The organism is Azospirillum sp. (assembly GCF_050789165.1).
Genome location: NZ_JBOZRT010000050.1, coordinates 51710 through 71463, shown reverse-complemented (window position 1 = coordinate 71463; position 19754 = coordinate 51710). Strand labels below are relative to the sequence as shown.

Genomic DNA, 19754 nt, shown 5'->3' with positions numbered 1-19754 from the left:
GGGACAAGCGCCGGCCACGACGAAGGGAAATTACGCTTCCGCCGAGAAGCGCTTTTCGAAGCGCGCCAGATCGGCCGGGTCGAGCGCCACGTGAAGATGCGCGTGCGCCTCGTCGTCGCGGCGCTCCAGCACTTCGCCACGGTCGTACAGCCACGCCAGCGCAGCGCCGTTGCCGAGGTCGATGGACAGGTCCACCACGTGCCGGCCGCGGTTCATACGCTGGTCGAGCAGCGCGTCCAGCGCCTCGATCCCCTGCCCCGTCAGCGCCGACACGCACACCTGCCGCGGGTCGCGCCGGACCTGGGCGGCGAGAGCGTCGCGCTCCTCCGCATCCAGGCAGTCGATCTTGTTCAGCACCTCGACGACGCGGTCGTCGGTCTCCGGGTCGATGCCAATGTCGCGCAGCACCGAGGAGACGTCGTCGCGTTGCGCCTCGGTGTCCGGATGCGAGATGTCCCGGACGTGCAGGATGATGTCGGCTCCGTCGACCTCCTCCAGCGTGGCGCGGAACGCCTCGACCAGATGGTGCGGCAGGTCGGAGATGAAGCCCACCGTGTCCGACAGGATCACCTTGCGCCCGGACGGCAGAGTCACCTGCCGCATGGTGGGGTCCAGCGTGGCGAACAGCAGGTCCTTGGCAAACACGTCGGCGTTGGCCAGCCGGTTGAACAGCGTGGACTTGCCGGCGTTGGTGTAGCCGACCAGCGCCACCACCGGGTACGGCACCTTGGCGCGCGCCTTGCGGTGCAGGCCGCGGGTGCGCCGGACGTCCTCGAGTTCCTTCTTGATCTTGATGATGCGGTCGCCGATCAGGCGGCGGTCCATTTCCAGCTGCGATTCGCCGGGGCCGCCGAGGAAGCCGAAACCGCCGCGCTGGCGTTCCAGGTGGGTCCACGACCGCACGAGGCGCGACTTCTGGTAGGTCAGCGACGCCAGCTCGACCTGCAACTGGCCTTCGCGGGTGCGGGCGCGGGCGCCGAAGATTTCCAGGATCAGGCCGGTGCGGTCGATGACCTTGGCCTTGACGCCCTTCTCCAGGTTGCGCTGCTGCACCGGGCTGAGCGCGTGATCGATGACGACCAGCGTCGCTTCGCTCTCCTCCACCACTTGGGCGAGGTGCTCCACGGTGCCGGAACCGAGCAGCGTGGAGGGATGCGGCCGGCTGACGCGCGCGCACTCGGCGTACACGACCTCCAGCTCGATGGCCTTGGCGAGGCCGACGGCCTCTTCCAGGCAAGCCTCCGGCGCGCGCGGCGCCTCGTGGGCGTCGCGGAGCACCGGGTGAACGACGATGGCGCGGCCGGAGCCGTGCGATTCGCGGGAGTCGCCGCCGGGCGGCGTACCGTTCGAGAAGCCGTTAATTGCCTTCACCTTCCTTGGGCGGTTCGAAGAGCTGGATCGGATGCGCCGGCATCACGGTGGAGATCGCGTGCTTGTAGACCAGCTGCGAATGCGCGTCCCGCCGCAGCAGGACAGAGAAGTTGTCGAACCAGGTGATGATGCCCTGAAGCTTGACGCCATTCACCAGGAAGACCGTCACGGGAGTCTTGTTCTTTCGGACGTGGTTGAGAAAGACGTCCTGCACATTCTGGCTTTTTTCAGACATGTCGGTGTGCCCCCTTCTTCAATGTTTATTGGGGCTCCTCAAGAGCCCACTCCCCGCACCAGGCTTTATCGTTCAGTCTGCCGAACCCGTCCCATCCGGAGCTTGCACGGATATGGTATCACCGATACGCCGCACCAAGCCACTCAGCGTGTCACAGGTGTCATATCGATGCGCCGGCGGGAAACGGCCGAAGCCCTCCCCCTCCGCGACGCCCACCAGAACCGGTACCAGTCCGGCGGCGTGGGCGCATTCCATGTCGATGTCGGCGTCCCCGATGAACCACACCTCGCGCGACGGCGCAATCCCCGATGGTGCAAGGGCCATGTGCACGGGCGCGCAGTGCGGCTTGTCCGCCTCGGCGTCCTGGGCGCCGACCAGACGGCCGAAGAAGCGTGTCCAGCCCAGCTTGTCCGCCTCGGCGCGCAGGAAGCGTCCCGTCTTGTTCGACACCACCGCTTGGTAGACGCCGCGCGCGGCGAAGCTCTCCAGCAGGGCCTCGGCGCCGGGAATCGGCCGCAGGTGGTCCAGGTGGTGGGCCTCGAAATAGGTGTAGAACTGGTCGCGCGCCTCGGTCCAGCGCTCGCCGAAGATGCGCGGAAAGCTGTCGCGCAGCGACTGCTTGATCCGCTCGCGCGACTCTTCTTCGGTCCATGGCCGCAGGCCGTGCTGTTCCAGGGCGTGGTTCAGCGCGGCGCGAATCGTGCCCCAGTTGTCGACCAGGGTGTTGTCCCAGTCGTACAGCACCGCACGCGGCAGCGCCGGCGACTCGGTCGAGGTGTGGTTCACAGGCGCCCCCGCAGAACGTCGTCGATGTAGGCCCGCCGCAGGCCGAGCGCAACCGGACCGGGCTTGCCGGTGCCGATGGCCTGCCCGTCGATGCGCGTGACCGGCAGCGCGAAGGTGCCGGCGGACGACACGAACGCCTCACGGGCTGCCAGGGCCTCGGCCACAGTGAACGGCCGCTCCTCGACCGTCAGCTCGGCCGCACGCGCGAGCCGCAGCAGCGCCAGACGGGTGACGCCGTTGAGAATCTTGTGGCTCGGCTCGCGGGTGACCAGCGTGCCCTCGGCCATGACGATCCAGGCGTTGGAGGAACAGCCTTCGGTCACGGTGCCGTCCGGATCGACCATCCATGCCTCGAACGCGCCGGCCTCCGCCGCCTGCTGCTTGCCGAGCACCTGGGCCAGCAGGCCGGTGGTCTTGATGTCGCGGCGGCCCCAGCGGATGTCGGGGATGGTGATGACCGGAACGCCCTCTTCCAGCTGTCCCGGCTGCGTCCAGCGCTGCACGCGGCGCGTGGTGACCACCAGCGACGAGGGACGCGGCGATGGGAAGCGGAAGTCGCGCGGCGCCACGCCGCGGCTGACCTGCATGTAGACGGCGCCGTCGTGGATGCCGTTGCGGCGTGCCAGCTCGCGCATGACGCGCTCCAGCACCGGACGGTTGACCGGCCAGGGAATGCGCAGCGCGTTCAGGCTGCGGTCCAGCCGGTCGAGGTGGCCGTCCATGTCGGCGAAGCGTCCGCCGAGGATGGTGACGACCTCGTACACCCCGTCGGCGAGCTGGAAGCCGCGGTCCTCGATGTGGACCGCCGCACGGTCGTGCGGCAGATAGCGGCCGTTGACGTATGCCCATCGAGCCATCGGTTTCTTCGTTCTTCTTCGTTCTCTGACCCGGGGAGATAACAGCGTGTCTCAACCATCCGCACCCCCAACGGGCACGGATGGCTGACGTTAACATCAAGCCGCTGACGCACCAAGCGCCGAGGGGCATCAGTCGATGAAGGCCTTCCCCTTTTCGTTGCCGTGCACGCCCAGGCTCTTCAGCTTGCGGTGCAGGGCGGAGCGCTCCATGCCGACGAAGGCGGCGGTGCGCGAGATGTTGCCGCCGAATCGGGTGACCTGGGCCAGCAGGTATTCGCGCTCGAACACCTCGCGCGCCTCGCGCAGCGGCAGTCCCATGATCTCGCCGCCCTTGTCCCACTTCAGCACGGTGGGGGTGATGGCGCCGATCTCCGGCGGCAGCATGTCGGCGCGGATCGGCTCCTTGTGGTCGCCCTGCGCCATGATCAGCAGCCAGTCCACCACGTTGCGCAACTGGCGCACGTTGCCCGGCCAGTCATAGGCCTGCAGCGCCGCCATGGCGTCCTCGCCGAACTCGCGCGCCGGCAGGCCGGCGGCCTCGGCGGAGCGCAGCATGAAGTGCTTGGCCAGCAGCGGGATGTCCTCGCGCCGTTCGGCCAGCGCCGGCACCCGGATCGGCACGACCGCGAGGCGGTAGAAGAGGTCCTGGCGGAACCGTCCGTTCTCGATCTCCGCCTGGAGGTCGCGGTTGGAGGTGGCGATGACGCGCACGTCCACCTCGACCCGGTGGCCGCCGCCGACGCGCTCGAAGGTCTGCTCCTGGAGCGCGCGGACGATCTTGCCCTGGGTCTCCAGCGGCATGTCGGCCACCTCGTCCAGCAGCAGCGTGCCGCCGTGCGCCTGCTCGAAGGTGCCGATCTTGCGACCGCCGCCATCCACGCCGCCCTCGGTGCCGAACAGCTCGATCTCCAGCCGGTCGGGGCGCATGGTGGCGCAGTTCAGGCCGACGAAGGGGCCGGTGTTGCGGCGCGAGCGCTGATGGATCTGGCGGGCCACCACCTCCTTGCCGGAGCCGGCGGGGCCGGTGATCAGCACGCGGCTGCCGGTGGGGGCGACCTTCTCGATGCTCTGGCGGACGTGCGTGATGGAGGTCGAGCGGCCGATCAGGTCCACGTCGCCGCCGGCGCGCAGGCGCAGTTCCTCGTTCTCGCGCCGCAGCCGGGCGGCCTCGATGGCGCGCTCGACCATCAGCAGCAGGCGGTCGGCCTTGAACGGCTTCTCGATGAAGTCGTAGGCGCCGATCTTGATGGCGCTGACCGCGGTCTCGATGGTCCCGTGGCCGGAAATCATGATGACCGGCAGGTTCGGGTGATCCCGCATCAACTGCTCGAGGATCTGCAAGCCGTCGAGCCGGCTGCCCTGCAGCCAGATGTCGAGGACGACGAGGTTCGGCCGCCGCGCGGCGACCTGGGTGAACGCCTCGTCGGCGTTGGCCGCCTCGCGCGTCTTGATTCCTTCGTCGTTCAGGATGCCCGCGATGAGCATCCGGATGTCCGACTCGTCATCGACGATCAGAATGTCATGAGCCATTGGCTGCCCGCCTCTGTTCACCGCCGGTCTGCGCCGGCCTCTCGTCCGCGGCCCCGGACACCCCGAGGGGCTCCGCCGCCGCGGTGTTGCGTGGGATGACCAGGGCGACGCGTGCGCCGCCCTCCGGACGGTCGTCGAGCGTCAGCTCGCCGCCGTGGTCCTCCATGATCTTCTTGACGATCGCCAGTCCCAGCCCGGTGCCCTTGGCACGGGTGGTGACGTACGGCTCGGTCAGCCGGTGGCGCTCATCCTGGGGAAGCCCCTTGCCGTTGTCTTCGACGACCAGCGCCACGCGCTCGGCGTCCGCGTCGATGCGCACGCCGACGTGGCCCGGCGGCAGGTCCGCTCCGCCCTCCGGCGCCGGACGGCCCTCGATGGCGTCCACCGCGTTCTGCAACAGGTTGGTCAGCGCCTGGCTGATCTGCCGGGAGTCGCAGGCGACCGTCAGCGGCCCCGGCGGCAGCTGCACGTCGAACTTCACCTTGCCGGCGTGCGCGCTGGTTTGCAGGAACACCGCCTGCCGGACGAGGTCGTTGACGTTGACCGGCTTCATCACCGGCTGCGGCATGCGCGCGAAGGCCGAGAACTCGTCCACCATGCGGCGGATGTCGTCCACCTGCCGGACGATGGTGTCCGTGCACATGGTGAACACCTCGGTGTCGTCCGGGGTGATCTGCTTCAGGTACTTGCGGCGCAGCCGCTCGGCCGACAGCTGGATGGGGGTGAGCGGGTTCTTGATCTCGTGGGCGATGCGGCGCGCCACGTCGGCCCAGGCCGCCTTGCGCTGCGCCGACACCAGCTCGGTGATGTCGTCGAAAGTGACGACGTAGCCGCGGATCTCCCCTCCCCCGGCCTCGGCGCTGATGCGCACCAGCAACGTGAGCGGCGCGGCGCCCGGACGGCGGATCTGCACCTGCTCCTGCACGGGGCGGCCGGGACGGCGCGGCGCGTTGTCGAGCAGTTCCCCCATCTCCGGCGACAGCTCGACGAGGCGGCGGCCGATCAGGGTCTCCGGATCCTCGACACCCAGCAGGCGGGCTGCCGAAAGATTGGGCAGATTGATGATTCCGTCGGCATCCAGGCCGATGACGCCGGCGGTGACGCCGCCCAGCACCGTCTCGGTGAAGCGGCGGCGCTGGTCGAGCTGGCTGTTGGCCTGGAGAAGCTCGCGCCGCTGGCTCTCGATCTCGGTGGTCATGCGGTTGAAGGCACGCGACAGCAGCGCCAGCTCGTCCTCGTCGCGCGGCTCGGAGACGCGGACCTGGAGGTCGCCGGCGCGCACCCGCTCGGCCGCGCCGATCAGCGCGGAGATCGGGCGGGCCAGCCGGGTGGCGAAGTTCAGCCCGGCCCACACCGCCGCCATCAGCAGCAGCAGCGCGACGATGACGAAGATCGCCGTGAAGGTGATCTGCAGCGAGCCGCGCTGACCCTCCAACTCGGTGTAGGAGGTGACCGCGCCCTTGGCGGCGGCGTAGTGCTGCAGCACCTTCGCCTCCACCACACGGCCGACGTACAGATAGGTGTCGACGAAGCGGTCCAGGCGGATCAGCGCGCGCACCCGGTCGTCGTTCTCGTGCACGATCAGCACGACTTCGCCGTTGCGCGCCTGCTCCAGGTTGGTGTCGGGAATGGGGTCGAACTCCAGCGCGAAGCTGAAGCCGGAGCGGGCCAGGATGCGCCCGGTGGTGCCGTGGAAAACGATGGCCTCGGACAGCGCGCGCAACGCCGCCTGGGTGGAGACGACCTGATCGAAGCGCTCCGGATCGATGGACAGCCGCACCGCCTCCTGGTTCAGGTCGTTGGCCATGGCCAGCGCGTCGGCGCGGATGTTCTGCTGGTGCTCGTGCAGATAGGCGCTCGCCACCTGCAGGGACTCATGCACCGCCGTACGCACCTTGTCGCTGAACCAGGACTGGACGCCGACGTAGAAAAAGATCGCCGAGAACGCCGCCACCACGATGGCCGGAGCCACCGCCAGCAGGCTGAACACCGCGACCAGCCGCACATGCAAGCGCGAGCCCGCCATGCCGCGCCGGTGCCCCATCCAGATCTGCACGATGCGGCGCGCCACCAGCGCGGCCAGCAGCAGCAGCAGGACCATGTCGAGGATAAGCAGCAGCGTGACCGTACGCGGGTTCGAGCCGCCGAACGCCGCCGTCTCGGTCAGCGCGCCGTAGGTGGCGAAGCCGGCGGCGATCGCCGCCAGGCTGAGCGCCACCGCCAGCCGCTTGGCGAGGCCGACCCGACTGGCCCACCGCGAGAGCTGGGTCCAGAAGGTCGACGGTCGGTCCGCCGTCTTGTCGTGCGTCTGAAGCGCCATGGATACCGGCCAAGGATGTTGCCGGAAAGGTACACACCTGTGGCGGACCTGCCAAGCGCGTTCAAGGTCATACCGCGAACGGCTCCATTGCAAGGTGCAAAGGAGCCGTTCGGATGCGTCCGCCTTTCGGCGGTGTCACATGATTATCACGGGCGATGCTACTTGAGGCCGCGGACCACCTGGATGTCCAGCTCGCGGATCTTCTTGCGCAGCGTGTTCCGGTTCAGCCCCAACAGCTCCGCAGCCTTGATCTGGTTGCCGCGGGTCGCCGACAGGCTGAGCGAGATCAGCGGCCTCTCCACCTCCCGCAGGACACGGTCGTACAGACCGGCGGCCGGCACCCCATCCTTATGGGCGGCGAAATAATCCTTAAGATGGCGCTCGACGGCGGAGCCCAGGCCTTCGCTCTGCGTCTCCTCGACGACCGGCGCGGCCGGGGTGGCGTCGGCCAGCTCCGCCTCGATGACGTCGACGCCGATCACCTCCTGGGAGTACAGGGCGGCGAGGCGGCGTACGAGGTTCTCCAGCTCGCGTACGTTGCCCGGCCAGCGGTAGCGCTTCAGGCGCTCCATGGCGCCCTGGTCGATGCTCTTGTTGGGCAGCCCCTGCGCGACCGCCTGGTTCAGGAAGTGGCGGATCAGCAGCGGCACGTCCTCCGTACGCTCGCGCAGCGGCGGCAGGCGGATCGGCACGACGTTCAGGCGGTAGAACAGATCCTCGCGGAACAGGCCCTGGCGGGCCAGCGTCCGCAGGTCGCGGTGGGTGGCGGCGATGATGCGTACGTCCGTCTTGATGGGCGTACGCCCGCCGACGGTGGTGTACTCCCCCTCCTGCAGGACGCGCAGCAGGCGCGTCTGCGCCTCCAGCGGCATGTCGCCGATCTCGTCGAGGAACAGGGTGCCGCCCTGCGCCTGCTCGAACCGGCCGGTGGAGCGGTTGGTGGCGCCGGTGAAGGCGCCCTTCTCATGACCGAACAGCTCGGACTCGATCAGCTCGCGCGGGATCGCCGCCATGTTGATGGCGACGAACGGGCCGTTGCGGCGCTTGCCGTAGTCGTGCAGCGCGCGCGCCACCAGCTCCTTGCCGGTGCCCGACTCGCCGGTGATCATCACCGTCAGGTCGGTGCCCATCAAACGGGCAAGCACACGGTAGATCTCCTGCATCGCCGGCGAGCGGCCGATGACGGGGAGCTGCTCCTCCTCCAGGCTGTCGTTGGCCGGCTCGGCCTTGGTCTGGTGCGCGTTCAGCGCGCGCTCGACCACCGAGACCAGCTCCTTCAGGTCGAAGGGTTTGGGCAGGTACTCGAAGGCGCCGCGCTCGGCCGCCTTCACCGCGGTGATCAGGGTGTTCTGCGCGCTCATCACGATGACGCGCAGGTCGGGACGCAGCTTCTTGATGCGCGGGATGAGGTCCAGCCCGTTCTCGTCGGGCATGACCACGTCGGTGATGACCAGGTCACCCTGGCCGTCGGACACCCAGCGCCACAGGGTGGAGGCGTTGCCGGTGGTGCGGACCTCATGACCGAGACGCGCCAGCGCCTGCGTCAGGACGGTGCGGATCGCGCGGTCGTCGTCCGCGACAAGGATCGTCGCCTGACTCATCAGCGCGGCCCCCGCTCGGCTCGACCCGCGACACCCTCCCCAGGACCTTGCGATTCATCGTACATGGGCAGCGACACCTTGAAGACGGTACGGCGCGGCTGGCTGTCGAATTCGATGACGCCGCCGTGATCGCCGATGATCTTCGCCACCAATGCAAGACCAAGGCCAGTTCCGTTGACCTTTGTGGTCACGAACGCATCGAACAGGTTGGTGCGCAGGTCTTCGGGGATTCCATCGCCGTTGTCCTGCACGGAAACCAGCAACGGCAAGGGAAGCCGCGTATCGCCGCCCGGCAGCGCCATGCGCACGCCGTGCTGGTAGGCGGTGGACAGCACGATCTCGCCGCCCTGCTCCGGGCAGGCCTCTGCCGCATTTTTAATCAGGTTGAGGAAGACTTGGATGAGTTGGTCGCGGTTGCCCAGCACCGGCGGCAGCGATGGGTCGTAGCGCTCGACGAAGCGGATGTTCCGGCCGAAGCCGTTCTGCGCGATCTTGCGGACGTGCTCCAGCACCGTGTGGATGTTCACCGGCCCGCGCTCCAGCGGGCGGTCGGAGAACACCTCCATGCGGTTGACCAGCGCGACGATGCGGTCGGCTTCGTCGCAGATCAGCCGGGTCAGCACGCGGTCCTGCTCGCTGGCGTTGTCCTCCAGCAGCTGGGCGGCCCCGCGGATGCCGGACAGCGGGTTCTTCACCTCGTGCGCCAGCATGGCGGCCATCGCCGTCACCGAGCGCGCCGCGTTGCGGTGGGTCAGCGAGTTGTCGATCTTGCGGGCCAGAGAGCGCTCGTGCAGCGTCACGATCATGTGGTCGGAGCCGTCGCCCATCGCCGCCACCTGGGCCGTCACCGTGTGCGGGCCGATGCGCGGGGTATCGATGGTGATGCCCTCCTGCGAGGCGCGCAGGCTGCCGCGTTGCGCCTGGGCCAACAGCAGCAGGACCGGGCTGTCGGGGTTCAGTAGGTCGGCCAGCCGCATGCCTTCGATCATGCTGGCGCTGACGTCGAAGAACTCCTGCGCCTCGATGTTGACGAAGCGGATCTCTCCGCCCCCGTCCACCACCAGCACCGGGTCGGGCAGCGCGTTGAGCACCGCGTGCGGATCCACCGCGCCGGAGCCGGCGGAGCGGAGCGGAAGGCGCGGCGCACGCCGCGTTGCCGACGTGGCCATGCGCGACGACATCAGGCGGCCATCCTCTCGATCACGGGGGTGTAGAAGCGCCGGATCCGCTCGCGGACCGCGTCGGCGCCGTCGATCTGGTTGATCTCCTGGCGGAACTCGGCCGAGCCCTGCAGGCCCTTGGAGTACCAGGAAATGTGCTTGCGCGCGACGCGCACGCCCGGTTCAGTGCCGTAATGGCTGAGCATGGCGTCGAAGTGCTCCAGGAGGGTGGCCAGTTGCTCGTGCAGCGGCGGATCGGGCAGGCGCTCGCCGGTGCGCAGGTAGCGCATGACCTGCGCGGGAAACCACGGCCGGCCGTAGCAGCCGCGGCCGATCATTACGCCGTCGGCGCCGGATTCGGCCAGCGCGTGGTCGACGTCCTCGAAGGTTTCGATATCGCCGTTGACCACCACGGGGATCGATACGGCCTCCTTGACCCTGCGGACGAAGGCCCAGTCGGCGGTGCCGTTGTACATCATCTGCCGCGTGCGGCCGTGGATGGTGATCATCTTGATCCCGGCCTCCTCGGCGATCTTCGCAAGGCGCGGCGCGTTGAGGCTGGCGTGGTCCCAGCCCATGCGGGTCTTCAGCGTGACCGGGACGTTCACCGCCTTGACCGTCGCCTCCAGAATGCGGCCGGCCAGCGGCTCGTCGCGCATCAGCGCCGAGCCGGCGTAGCCGTTGACCACCTTCTTCACCGGGCAGCCGAAGTTGATGTCAATCACGGCAGCGCCGCGATCCTCGTTCAGCTTGGCCGCCTCGGCCATCACCAGCGGCTCGCAGCCGGCGAGCTGCACCGCCATCGGGAACTCCTCCGGCACCGTTTCGACCATGCGCAGGGTCTGGCGGTTCTCGCGGATCATCGCTTGGCTGGCGACCATCTCGGACACGACAAGGCCGCACCCGGTGCGCTTGACCAGACGGCGGAACGGCAGGTCGGTGACGCCCGACATGGGGGCAAGGATCACCGGATCCGACAAGGTGAGGGAACCGATCTGAATGGCCATTTCATTTGCCCAATTCGTGGGCGCATTGATGGTTTGCTGGGATTTTGGGCACGATACACGTGGTCTGACCAGTATGCAAGCGCGTGCGGCGCAGCACATCTGCAGACTTTGACAACTGTCGGTCAACCCAACAGCACGTCTGCCACGAACTTGACGCCCAAATAGGCAAGCGTGAGTAAAAGATAGGCAATCAGCACCAGCCTCGCGGCGGTGCGTCCTCTCATGCCCGTTCGTATATGCACGAACAGCAGGCCGCCAATGACGAGGAAAGTGGCAAGCGAGAACAGCGTTTTGTGGTCGAGGCGCAGCGCGACGCCCTGCTCGTAGTGCAGGACCGCCATGCCGGTGGCGAGGCCGGCGCCGAGCACCGCCTCCGACGCACCCAGCAGGCGGACCTGCAGGCGCTCGCTTTCCGCCATAGGCGGCAGGAAGCGGGTCAGGGCGGTCGGCCGCTTGGCCTTCAACGCGCGCTCCTGGAGGAAGGCGGCGAGCGATGCGACGGCCGCCAGCGTCAGCAGGGCGTAGGTGACCACCGAGACGGCGATGTGCGCGTCGATCCAGATTCCCGGCGCGCCGCCGCGCAACACCGGCGCCCGCGTTCCCTCAGCCAGCGTCGCCACCGTGGCGACGGCGACGAGGTACGGCAGCAGCAGCGGCGACAGGCGCCACGCCGAGCGGGTCAGGACGCACAGCACGGCGAACAGCACCATGCAGGCGGCGATGGTCACCCACAGCGCGGTCGGCAGCCCGGTCGTCCAGACGCCTCCCACACGCACCGCGGCCCACGCCACCGGGCCGAACACCGCCAGCGCCAGTGCCCCCCAGAACATGGCCGAGCGCCCCTGCTCCCCGGCCCCGCCGACGGCGCGGTAGGGGTAGAGCGAGGCAGGCAGCAGCGCCAGCAGCGCCGTCAGGCTGAAGACGAGGTTCTGAGACATCACCCTTTCCTGCCCCAGCCCTTGGCGGAGCACCCGGGACAGGCTAGGCTCCGCCGCGTCGCCGTCAAGTCGCAAATCACCAGCGGATCCTTCCCGTCATGCCCACCTGCATTGCGCTGATCGTCGCCGGCGGTTCCGGCCAGCGCTTCGGCGCCGAACGCCCGAAACAGTACCACGATCTCGCCGGCCGGCCGGTGCTCCGCCGCACGGTGGAGGCGTTCCTGCGCCATCCCGCGGTCAACGGCGTGCAGGTGGTGATCCAGCCGGCGCACCGCGACCTCTACGACGCCGCGGTCGCCGGCCTGGACCTGCCGGAGCCGGTGGCCGGCGGCGCCACACGGCAGGACTCGGTGCGCAACGGACTGGAGGCCCTTCCCTCCCCCGACCTCGTGCTGATCCACGACGCCGCCCGGCCGCTGATCGACGCCGACACCATTCAGGCGGTGATCGACGCGCTTGCAGAGGCGCCCGGCGCGCTGGCCGCGGTGCCGGTGGCCGACACGCTCAAGCGCGGCGACGGCGGGCACGTCGTGGGAACCGTCGACCGCACCGCCCTGTGGCGGGCGCAGACGCCGCAGGGCTTCCGCTATCCCGAGATCCTGGCGGCGCACCGCGACGCCAGCGGGCTCGATCTCACCGACGATGCCGCGGTGGCCGAGCGGGCCGGGCTGCAGGTTCGGCTGGTGCACGGCAACGAGGAGAACTTCAAGGTGACCACCCAGGACGACCTGATCCGCGCCGAGCGCCTCGTCCTGCAGTCCCTTTGGGACGTGCGCACCGGCACCGGCTTCGACGTGCACCGCTTCACGGAAGGCGACGCGGTCGTGCTGTGCGGCATTCGGGTGCCGCACACGCATCGACTGGAGGGGCACTCCGACGCCGACGTCGGGCTGCACGCGCTGACCGACGCGATCCTGGGCGCCATCGGCGACGGCGACATTGGCAGCCACTTCCCGCCCAGCGACCCGCGCTGGCGCGGCGCCGACAGCGGCCGGTTCCTCCAGCACGCCGCGGAGCTTGTCCGTGAACGGGGCGGCGTCATCGCGCACGCCGACGTCACGCTGATCTGCGAACGCCCGAAGGTCGGCCCCCACCGCGCGGCCATGGTGGCGCGGGTGGCGGAACTGCTGGGCATCGCCGCCAATCGGGTCAGCGTCAAGGCGACGACCACCGAGCGCTTGGGCTTCACCGGCCGCGGCGAGGGCATCGCCGCGCAAGCGGTGGCGACGGTGCGGCTTCCGGGATAGGATGAGCCTTCCACAGCCGGGGAGTCCCATGTTCCCTGACCACATCCGCGAGCTGGCGGCCAAGCTGCTGGCCGAGTACGGCCTGTCGGGGCGCATGGTCGCCGCCGCCGAGTCCTGCACCGGCGGCCTGATCGCAGGCGCGATCACCGACATTCCCGGCTCCTCGAAGGTCTTCGACCGCGGCTTCGTCACCTACACCAACGTCGCCAAGTCGGAGATGCTGGGCGTGCCGCCGAGCCTCATCATGGCGCACGGCGCGGTCAGCGCCGAGGTGGCGGTGGCCATGGCGGTGGGCGCCCTGGCGAAGTCCAAGGCCGACGTGACGGTGGCGGTCACCGGCGTCGCCGGGCCGGACGGCGGCACCGATGCGAAACCGGTCGGGCGCGTCTACATCGCCACGGCGGTGCGCCGCGGCCCGGCGAAGGCGCGCGAGTACACCTTCTCCGGCGACCGCCAGGAGGTGCGGACGCAGACCGTGGAATGCGCGCTGGAGCGCCTGCGCGCGGCGCGGCCGGTGCTGACCTGATCTAGGCCGCGGTCGTGGCGCGCGCCGCAGTGTCGGCGCCATAGAGCTGGGCGGCCCGCGTCTCGAACGCCTGCACCATGCGCTTGACCGCCTCGTTGAACAGCACGCCCATGATCTTTTGCAGGATCGCCGAGCGGAACTCGAAATCCACGAAGAAGTCGACGCACACGCCGCGCTCGTGCGGCGTGAAGATCCAGTGGTTGTTCAGGTACTGAAACGGCCCGTCGGTGTACTGCACGTCGATGCGCTTCGCCGCCTCGTTCAGCTCGACGCGCGAGGTGAAGCGCTCGCGCACCATCTTGAAGCCGATGACCAGGTCCGCGTACATCACGTTGCCCTCGCGCTTGCGGATGCGCGAGGCCATGCACCAGGGCAGGAACTCCGGGTACTTGTCCACGTCGGCGACCAGACGGTACATCTGGTCGGGGGTGTAGGGCAGGACCTTCTTTTCCGCGTGCGTCGGCATTCCGTCGTTCCCCGTCTCCTCAGCCGGCCGCCGCGGCGAGTTTCGCCTCGCGGGCGGCGCGCAGGCGCTCGAAGTCGGCGCCCGCGTGATAGGACGAGCGCGTCAGCGGGCTCGCCGCCACCATCAGGAAGCCCTTGGCGCGGCCGAGGCGCGTGTAGCCCTCGAACTCCTCCGGCGTCACGAAGCGGTCGACCGCCGCGTGCTTCGGCGTCGGCTGGAGGTACTGGCCGATGGTCATGAAGTCAACGTCCGCAGCGCGCAGATCGTCCATCACCTGCCCCACCTCCTCCTTCGTCTCGCCGAGGCCGACCATGATCCCCGACTTGGTGAAGACCGAGGGGTCCAGCTCCTTCACGCGGGACAACAGCTGCAGCGAGGTGAAGTAACGCGCCCCCGGGCGGATCGTCGGATACAGCCGCGGCGCGGTCTCAAGGTTGTGGTTGAAGACGTCCGGCCGGGCCTCGACCACCACCTCGACAGCGCCCTTCTTCTTCTGGAAGTCGGGGGTGAGGATCTCGATGGTCGTGCTCGGCGACGCGGCGCGGATGGCGCGGATGGTGCGGGCGAAGTGCTCGGCCCCGCCGTCCTCCAGGTCGTCGCGGTCCACCGAGGTGACCACCACGTGGTGCAGCTTCAGCTGGGCAACCGCCTCGGCGACGTTCTCCGGCTCGTGTGGATCGAGCAGGTTGGGCTTACCGGTCTCGACGTTGCAGAAGGCGCAGCCGCGCGTGCAGATCGAACCGAGAATCATGAAGGTGGCGTGCTTGTGCTTCCAGCACTCGCCGATGTTCGGGCAGGCCGCCTCCTCGCACACCGTGTGGAGCTTGAGGCCGCGCATCAGTTGGCGGGTCTCGTGGTACTCCTGGCTCATCGGCGCCTTGACGCGGATCCAGGCGGGCTTGCGCTGGATCGGGTTGTCGGGCTTGTGGGCCTTCTCCGGGTGGCGGAGCTTCTCGGTCTGGTCGGCCGCGGTCATGACGGTACGAACTCCCATCGGTCCGGCGGTCGGCCGGGCCGTTTCAAAGGGCGGACGGCGCTCAGGCGCGCCACTCCGGCGGAAACAGATCGGCCGGATAGGCCGGATCGAGAGCCTGGTCAAGGGTGAAGGGCGGATCGGCCGGGAAGCGGGCGAGGTCGACCTCCGCCTCCAGGGCTGCCATTTCACGGGCGTCGGCGTAGATGGTGCCGAACTCCTCACGGGCGACCGGGCGCAGGCTGGGGCTCTGCCTCAGCCGCTTCTTCAGCATCCTGCGCTGCTCGACGATCGTGAGGCGCCACGGCCTTGCGCAGTGCCCCAGCAATTCCGGGCAATACAGCCATTTGAGCAGATGCGTGACCAGCACCGTCAGGCGATTGTCGATCTCGCTCCACTCGCTGCGGCCCATGCATTCGATCTCCTCGGCGACGTTCTCCCAGTCGATCGGGGCGTTGTTCCGCTCGGCGCCGGCACGGCGGATCTCCCGCGCCTGGTCTTGCGTCCAGGCGTAGAAGTCCTCGTCGTACGCGGCGCTGCTGCGGCTCATGCCCCTGACCGGAAAAACGTCACCTCGGCAATCTAGCTAGAAGTGGATCGCCCGGCCATAGGCATCAAGGACGGACTCGTGCATCATCTCCGACAGGGTCGGGTGCGGGAACACCGTGTGCATGAGTTCGGCCTCGGTGGTCTCCATGGTCTTGGCGACCGTGTAGCCCTGGATCAGCTCGGTCACCTCAGCGCCGATCATGTGGGCGCCGAGCAGCTCGCCGGTCTTGGCGTCGAACACGGTCTTCACCATGCCCTCCGGCTCGCCCAGCGCGATGGCCTTGCCGTTGCCGATGAACGGGAAGCGGCCGACCTTCACCTCGTAGCCCTTCTCCTTCGCCTTCTTCTCGGTCAGCCCCACCGACGCGATCTGCGGGTGCGAGTAGGTGCAGCCGGGGATCTTGCGGATGTCCAGCGGGTGGACGTCGTTCTTCCCGGCGATCTTCTCGACGCAGATCACGCCCTCGTGGCTGGCCTTGTGTGCCAGCCAGGGCGGCTGGGTGACGTCGCCGATGGCGTACACGCCCGGCTCGTCGGTCCGGCACCACTCGTCGGTGACGATGTGGCCGCGGTCCAGCTTCACCTTGGTGCCTTCCAGGCCGAGGTTCTCGGTGTTCGGGCTGATGCCCACCGCAACGATGACGCGGTCCACCGTGATGTCCTCGACCTTGCCGCCGGCCTCCACCGCCACCGTCACGCTGTCGGCGGTCTTGCGCAGGTTGCCGGCCTTGGCCCCGGTGATGATGCGCATGCCCTGCTTCTCGAAGGCCTTCTTCGCCATTGTCGAGATCTCCTCATCCTCCACGGGGAGGATGCGGTCCATCACCTCGACCACGGTGACCTTGGAGCCCAGCGCGTTGTAGAAGCTGGCGAACTCGATGCCGATGGCGCCCGAGCCGATGACCAGCAGCGACTTCGGGAAGCTGTCCGGCGTCATCGCCTTCTTGTAGGTCCACACCAGCTTGCCGTCGTCCTCCAGGCCCGGGAGCGTGCGGGCCCGGGCGCCGGTGGCGATGATGATGTGCTTGGCGCCGAAGGTGCCGACCGCGGCCCCGCCCTTGGTGACGGCGACTTGGCCCTTGCCGGCCAGCTTGCCCTCGCCGTCGATGACGGTGACCTTGTTCTTCTTCAGCAGGTGCTTGACGCCGCCGTTGAGCTGGGCGGCCACCTTGCGCGACCGCTCCACCACCTTCGGCAGGTCGAAGTTGACGCCGCTGACGGACAGGCCGTAGTCGGCGGCGTGCTTGGCGAGGTGCATCACCTCGGCCGAGCGCAGCAGCGCCTTGGTCGGGATGCAGCCCCAGTTCAGGCAGATGCCGCCCAGGTGCTCGCGCTCCACCACCGCGGTGCGCAGGCCGAGCTGGGCGGCGCGGATCGCCGCCACGTAGCCGCCGGGGCCGGTGCCGATGACGATGACGTCGTAGTTCATGTCAGCCATGAGCCGTCCCCCCTTACAGCAGCATGCTCAGCGGATCCTCGATCAGCTTCTTGAAAGCCTGGAGGAATTCCGCACCCTGCGCGCCGTCGGCGACGCGATGGTCGACCGAGACGGTGCAGGTCATGACGGTGGCGATCGCCAGCGCGCCGTTCTTCACCACCGGGCGCTGCTCGCCGGCACCGACGGCCAGGATGCAGGCCTGCGGCGGGTTGATGATCGCGGCGAACTCGCGGATGCCGTACATGCCGAGGTTCGAGATCGAGAAGCTGCCGCCCTGGTACTCCTCGGGCTTCAGCTTGCCGTCGCGGGCGCGCTCGGCAAGATCCTTCATCTCGTTGGAGATGTCGGCCAAGCCCTTGGTCTCCGCCTTCTTGATGATCGGCGTGATCAGGCCGGTCGGCGTCGCCACCGCGACCGAGATGTCGGCGTGGTCGTAGGTGAGGATCGCGTCCTCGGACCAGGCCGAGTTGATCAGCGGGAACTTCTTCAGCGTCAGCGCCGCGGCGCGGATGACGAAGTCGTTCACCGACAGCTTGTACGCCTTGGAGCGGCCGTTCAGCTCGGCGCGGACCTTCAGCAGCTCGTCCACCTCGCAGTCGATGGCGAGGAAGTAGTTTGGCACCGTCTGCTGCACCTCGGTGAGGCGCCGCGCGATGGTCTTGCGCATGGACGAGTTGGGCTTGGCCGTGTAGCGCATGCCCAGCTTGTCCGACAGGTCCTTGGCGTCGATGCCGGCCGGCTTGGCCGCGGCGGGCGCCGGGGCGGGAGCGGCGGACGGGGCAGCGGCAGCCTGCGGCGCGGCGGCGGGCTTGGCGCCCCCGCCGGACTTGGCGGCCTCGACGTCGGCCTTGACGATGCGGCCGTGCGGGCCGGAGCCCTTCACCGCCGACAGGTCGATGCCGGCCTGCTGGGCGATGCGGCGCGCCAGCGGGCTGGCGAACACGCGGTTGCCGCCGCCATGCGACGCCGCCGCCGGAGCGGCCTGCTGCGCGGGGGCGGGAGCCGCAGCGGGGGCCGGAGCGGCTTCGGCCTTCGGCGCCGGAGCGGCCGGAGCCGGAGCCCCGCCGCCGGCCTTGGCGAGCGCGCTCTCGTCCTCGCCCTCCTCCAGCAGGATGGCGATGGGCGTGTTCACCGCCACGCCCTGGCTGCCGCCCTGCACCAGGATCTTGCCGAGGCGGCCTTCGTCCACCGCCTCGACTTCCATGGTCGCCTTGTCGGTCTCGATCTCGGCCAGCACGTCGCCGGCCTTTACCGCGTCGCCTTCCTTCTTCAGCCACTTGGCGAGGTTGCCCTCGGTCATGGTGGGCGAGAGGGCGGGCATCAGGATCTGGATGGTCATGGTCCGTGCCCTCCCCTTACGAGCGATAGCAGGCGCGGCGCGCCGCCTCGGCGATGCCGTCCGGCTGCGGCAGGACCAGCTTCTCGAGGTTGGCGGCGTAGGGCATCGGCACGTCCTTGCCGTTCACCCGGATCACCGGCGCGTCGAGGTAGTCGAAGGCGTGCTCCATCATCAGCGCGCTGATCTCGGAGCCGATGCTGCAGGTCGGCCAGGCCTCCTCGACGGTGACGAGGCGGTTGGTCTTCTTGACGCTCTCGACGATGGTGTGCACGTCCAGCGGGCGGATGGTGCGCAGGTCGATGACCTCCGCCTCGATGCCGTCCTTGGCCAGCAGCTCGGCCGCCGCCAGCGCCTGGGCGACCATCAGCGAGTGCGCGGTGATGGTGACGTCCTTGCCGGCGCGCAGCACCTTGGCGCGACCGATCGGCACGATGAAGTCCTCGCTCTCCGGCACGTCGAAGCTCTGGCCGTAGAGGATCTCGTTCTCCAGGAAGATGACCGGGTTCGGGTCGCGGATGGCGGACTTCATCAGGCCCTTGAAGTCGGCCGCCGAGTAGGGCGCGACCACCTTCAGCCCGGGCACGCTGGCGTACCAGGGGGTGTAGTCCTGCGAATGTTGGGCGGCGACGCGGGCGGCGGCGCCGTTCGGGCCGCGGAACACGATCGGGCAGCCCATCTGGCCGCCGGACATGTACAGCGTCTTGGCCGCCGAGTTGACGATGTGGTCGATCGCCTGCATGGCGAAGTTGAACGTCATGAACTCGACGATCGGGCGCAGCCCGAGGAAGCCGGCGCCGACGCCCAGGCCGGCGAAGCCGTACTCGGTGATGGGCGTGTCGATGACGCGGTCGGGGCCGAACTCCTGCAGCAGGCCCTGGGACACCTTGTAGGCGCCCTGGTACTGCGCGACCTCTTCGCCCATCAGGAAGACGTTGGGATCGCGGCGCATCTCTTCGGCCATGGCGTCGCGCAGCGCCTCGCGCACGGTCTTCTTCACCGTGCGGTCGAAGAACCTGTCCTCGTCCGAGGGCGGCGGCGCGGCCGGGCCGCTGGCGACCTGGGCCGGCAGGGTGGCCGGCTTGGCGTCCTCACCCTTGACCACCGGCTGGGCGGCGGTCTTCGGCGTGCTCTCCTCGATGTTCGAGAGGTTGGTGACGGCTTCCTCGCCGTCGCCGAGGATGACGGCGATGGGCGTGTTGACCGCGACGTTCTCGGTCCCGGCGGCGACCAGGATCTTGCCGAGGCGGCCCTCGTCCACGGCCTCCACCTCCATGGTGGCCTTGTCAGTCTCGATCTCGGCGAGGACGTCGCCGGACTTGACCTCATCCCCTTCGTTCTTCAGCCATTTCGCCAGCTTGCCCTCGGTCATGGTGGGCGAGAGCGCCGGCATCAGCACTTCGATCGGCATTGG

The 19754-nt window shown here is 68.8% G+C and carries 18 protein-coding genes; 2 read left to right on the top strand and 16 right to left on the bottom strand.

What is annotated here, in order from left to right; genetic code table 11:
- Positions 1–30: 30 nt before the first annotated feature.
- From hflX to ACRWK7_RS11640, 10 genes are all read right to left on the bottom strand, one after another.
- Entirely contained in the window at positions 31–1293 is a 1263-nt protein-coding gene (gene hflX, locus ACRWK7_RS11685) for a GTPase HflX (protein WP_431856547.1), read from the bottom strand.
- A gap of 64 nt (positions 1294–1357) precedes the next feature.
- Positions 1358–1606: an RNA chaperone Hfq gene (gene hfq / locus ACRWK7_RS11680; protein WP_109117366.1), complete on the bottom strand. Its 249-nt coding sequence runs from the start codon at positions 1604–1606 to the stop codon at positions 1358–1360.
- A 72-nt stretch (positions 1607–1678) separates the two neighbouring features.
- Entirely contained in the window at positions 1679–2392 is a 714-nt protein-coding gene (locus tag ACRWK7_RS11675) for an HAD family hydrolase (protein WP_431856388.1), read from the bottom strand.
- A complete protein-coding gene (locus ACRWK7_RS11670; RefSeq protein ID WP_431856387.1) occupies positions 2389–3249 on the bottom strand; it encodes a D-amino-acid transaminase in 861 nt (286 codons plus the stop codon). Before ACRWK7_RS11670 ends, ACRWK7_RS11675 begins: the two co-directional genes overlap by 4 nt.
- A 129-nt stretch (positions 3250–3378) precedes the next feature.
- Positions 3379–4779 carry a sigma-54-dependent transcriptional regulator gene (locus ACRWK7_RS11665; RefSeq protein ID WP_431856386.1) on the bottom strand — a complete coding sequence of 467 codons (1401 nt, stop codon included), beginning with the start codon at positions 4777–4779 and terminating at the stop codon, positions 3379–3381.
- On the bottom strand, positions 4769–7099 hold the full coding sequence (locus ACRWK7_RS11660) for an ATP-binding protein (protein ID WP_431856385.1): 2331 nt from the start codon (positions 7097–7099) through the stop codon (positions 4769–4771). Before ACRWK7_RS11660 ends, ACRWK7_RS11665 begins: the two co-directional genes overlap by 11 nt.
- A gap of 158 nt (positions 7100–7257) precedes the next feature.
- On the bottom strand, positions 7258–8700 hold the full coding sequence (ntrC, locus tag ACRWK7_RS11655) for a nitrogen regulation protein NR(I) (RefSeq protein ID WP_431856384.1): 1443 nt from the start codon (positions 8698–8700) through the stop codon (positions 7258–7260).
- Positions 8700–9881 carry a two-component system sensor histidine kinase NtrB gene (locus ACRWK7_RS11650; RefSeq protein WP_431856383.1) on the bottom strand — a complete coding sequence of 394 codons (1182 nt, stop codon included), beginning with the start codon at positions 9879–9881 and terminating at the stop codon, positions 8700–8702. The genes ntrC and ACRWK7_RS11650 overlap by 1 nt, the downstream gene beginning before the upstream one ends.
- Positions 9881–10867: a tRNA dihydrouridine synthase DusB gene (gene dusB / locus ACRWK7_RS11645; protein WP_431856382.1), complete on the bottom strand. Its 987-nt coding sequence runs from the start codon at positions 10865–10867 to the stop codon at positions 9881–9883. The genes ACRWK7_RS11650 and dusB overlap by 1 nt, the downstream gene beginning before the upstream one ends.
- Positions 10868–10989: 122 nt before the next feature.
- Positions 10990–11805 (bottom strand): cytochrome C assembly family protein, encoded by an 816-nt coding sequence (locus ACRWK7_RS11640; protein ID WP_431856381.1) that lies wholly within the window; start codon positions 11803–11805, stop codon positions 10990–10992.
- A gap of 98 nt (positions 11806–11903) precedes the next feature.
- On the opposite strand from ACRWK7_RS11640, the gene ACRWK7_RS11635 reads away from it, so the two are divergent.
- Both ACRWK7_RS11635 and ACRWK7_RS11630 read left to right on the top strand, forming a co-directional pair.
- Positions 11904–13052 carry a bifunctional 2-C-methyl-D-erythritol 4-phosphate cytidylyltransferase/2-C-methyl-D-erythritol 2,4-cyclodiphosphate synthase gene (locus ACRWK7_RS11635; RefSeq protein WP_431856380.1) on the top strand — a complete coding sequence of 383 codons (1149 nt, stop codon included), beginning with the start codon at positions 11904–11906 and terminating at the stop codon, positions 13050–13052.
- Positions 13053–13080: 28 nt separating this feature from the next.
- Positions 13081–13578, top strand: coding sequence for a CinA family protein (locus ACRWK7_RS11630; protein WP_431856379.1), 498 nt, complete (start codon positions 13081–13083; stop codon positions 13576–13578).
- A 1-nt stretch (position 13579) separates the two neighbouring features.
- On the opposite strand, the gene ACRWK7_RS11625 is transcribed toward ACRWK7_RS11630, so the two are convergent.
- The 6 genes from ACRWK7_RS11625 to ACRWK7_RS11600 all read right to left on the bottom strand — a co-directional run bounded on the left by ACRWK7_RS11625 (position 13580) and on the right by ACRWK7_RS11600 (position 19751).
- Positions 13580–14044, bottom strand: a complete 465-nt coding sequence (locus ACRWK7_RS11625) for a type II toxin-antitoxin system RatA family toxin (RefSeq protein WP_431856378.1) — start codon at positions 14042–14044, stop codon at positions 13580–13582.
- A gap of 19 nt (positions 14045–14063) precedes the next feature.
- A complete protein-coding gene (lipA, locus tag ACRWK7_RS11620; RefSeq protein ID WP_431856377.1) occupies positions 14064–15020 on the bottom strand; it encodes a lipoyl synthase in 957 nt (318 codons plus the stop codon).
- Positions 15021–15081: 61 nt separating this feature from the next.
- Positions 15082–15567: a DUF29 domain-containing protein gene (locus ACRWK7_RS11615; RefSeq protein WP_431856376.1), complete on the bottom strand. Its 486-nt coding sequence runs from the start codon at positions 15565–15567 to the stop codon at positions 15082–15084.
- 36 nt (positions 15568–15603) lie between these two features.
- Positions 15604–17004: a dihydrolipoyl dehydrogenase gene (gene lpdA / locus ACRWK7_RS11610; RefSeq protein WP_431856375.1), complete on the bottom strand. Its 1401-nt coding sequence runs from the start codon at positions 17002–17004 to the stop codon at positions 15604–15606.
- 13 nt (positions 17005–17017) lie between these two features.
- Complete coding sequence (locus ACRWK7_RS11605; protein ID WP_431856374.1) at positions 17018–18343, bottom strand: pyruvate dehydrogenase complex dihydrolipoamide acetyltransferase; 1326 nt, start codon at positions 18341–18343, stop codon at positions 17018–17020.
- Between the two features lie 16 nt (positions 18344–18359).
- Positions 18360–19751, bottom strand: a complete 1392-nt coding sequence (locus ACRWK7_RS11600) for a pyruvate dehydrogenase complex E1 component subunit beta (RefSeq protein WP_431856373.1) — start codon at positions 19749–19751, stop codon at positions 18360–18362.
- Between the last annotated feature and the right edge of the window lie 3 nt (positions 19752–19754).

Excerpts from the sequence above, each read along its gene's own strand:
- ntrC (WP_431856384.1), bottom strand. The coding sequence starts at position 8,700 with ATGAGTCAGGCGACGATCCTTGTCGCGGACGACGACCGCGCGATCCGC.
- dusB (WP_431856382.1), bottom strand. The coding sequence starts at position 10,867 with ATGGCCATTCAGATCGGTTCCCTCACCTTGTCGGATCCGGTGATCCTT.
- ACRWK7_RS11665 (WP_431856386.1), bottom strand. The coding sequence starts at position 4,779 with ATGGCTCATGACATTCTGATCGTCGATGACGAGTCGGACATCCGGATG.
- ACRWK7_RS11605 (WP_431856374.1), bottom strand. The coding sequence starts at position 18,343 with ATGACCATCCAGATCCTGATGCCCGCCCTCTCGCCCACCATGACCGAG.
- lpdA (WP_431856375.1), bottom strand. The coding sequence starts at position 17,004 with ATGGCTGACATGAACTACGACGTCATCGTCATCGGCACCGGCCCCGGC.
- hfq (WP_109117366.1), bottom strand. The coding sequence starts at position 1,606 with ATGTCTGAAAAAAGCCAGAATGTGCAGGACGTCTTTCTCAACCACGTC.
- ACRWK7_RS11650 (WP_431856383.1), bottom strand. The coding sequence starts at position 9,881 with ATGTCGTCGCGCATGGCCACGTCGGCAACGCGGCGTGCGCCGCGCCTT.
- ACRWK7_RS11630 (WP_431856379.1), top strand. The coding sequence starts at position 13,081 with ATGTTCCCTGACCACATCCGCGAGCTGGCGGCCAAGCTGCTGGCCGAG.
- ACRWK7_RS11600 (WP_431856373.1), bottom strand. The coding sequence starts at position 19,751 with ATGCCGATCGAAGTGCTGATGCCGGCGCTCTCGCCCACCATGACCGAG.
- ACRWK7_RS11670 (WP_431856387.1), bottom strand. The coding sequence starts at position 3,249 with ATGGCTCGATGGGCATACGTCAACGGCCGCTATCTGCCGCACGACCGT.
- ACRWK7_RS11635 (WP_431856380.1), top strand. The coding sequence starts at position 11,904 with ATGCCCACCTGCATTGCGCTGATCGTCGCCGGCGGTTCCGGCCAGCGC.
- ACRWK7_RS11660 (WP_431856385.1), bottom strand. The coding sequence starts at position 7,099 with ATGGCGCTTCAGACGCACGACAAGACGGCGGACCGACCGTCGACCTTC.
- ACRWK7_RS11625 (WP_431856378.1), bottom strand. The coding sequence starts at position 14,044 with ATGCCGACGCACGCGGAAAAGAAGGTCCTGCCCTACACCCCCGACCAG.
- ACRWK7_RS11615 (WP_431856376.1), bottom strand. The coding sequence starts at position 15,567 with ATGAGCCGCAGCAGCGCCGCGTACGACGAGGACTTCTACGCCTGGACG.
- lipA (WP_431856377.1), bottom strand. The coding sequence starts at position 15,020 with ATGACCGCGGCCGACCAGACCGAGAAGCTCCGCCACCCGGAGAAGGCC.
- ACRWK7_RS11640 (WP_431856381.1), bottom strand. The coding sequence starts at position 11,805 with ATGTCTCAGAACCTCGTCTTCAGCCTGACGGCGCTGCTGGCGCTGCTG.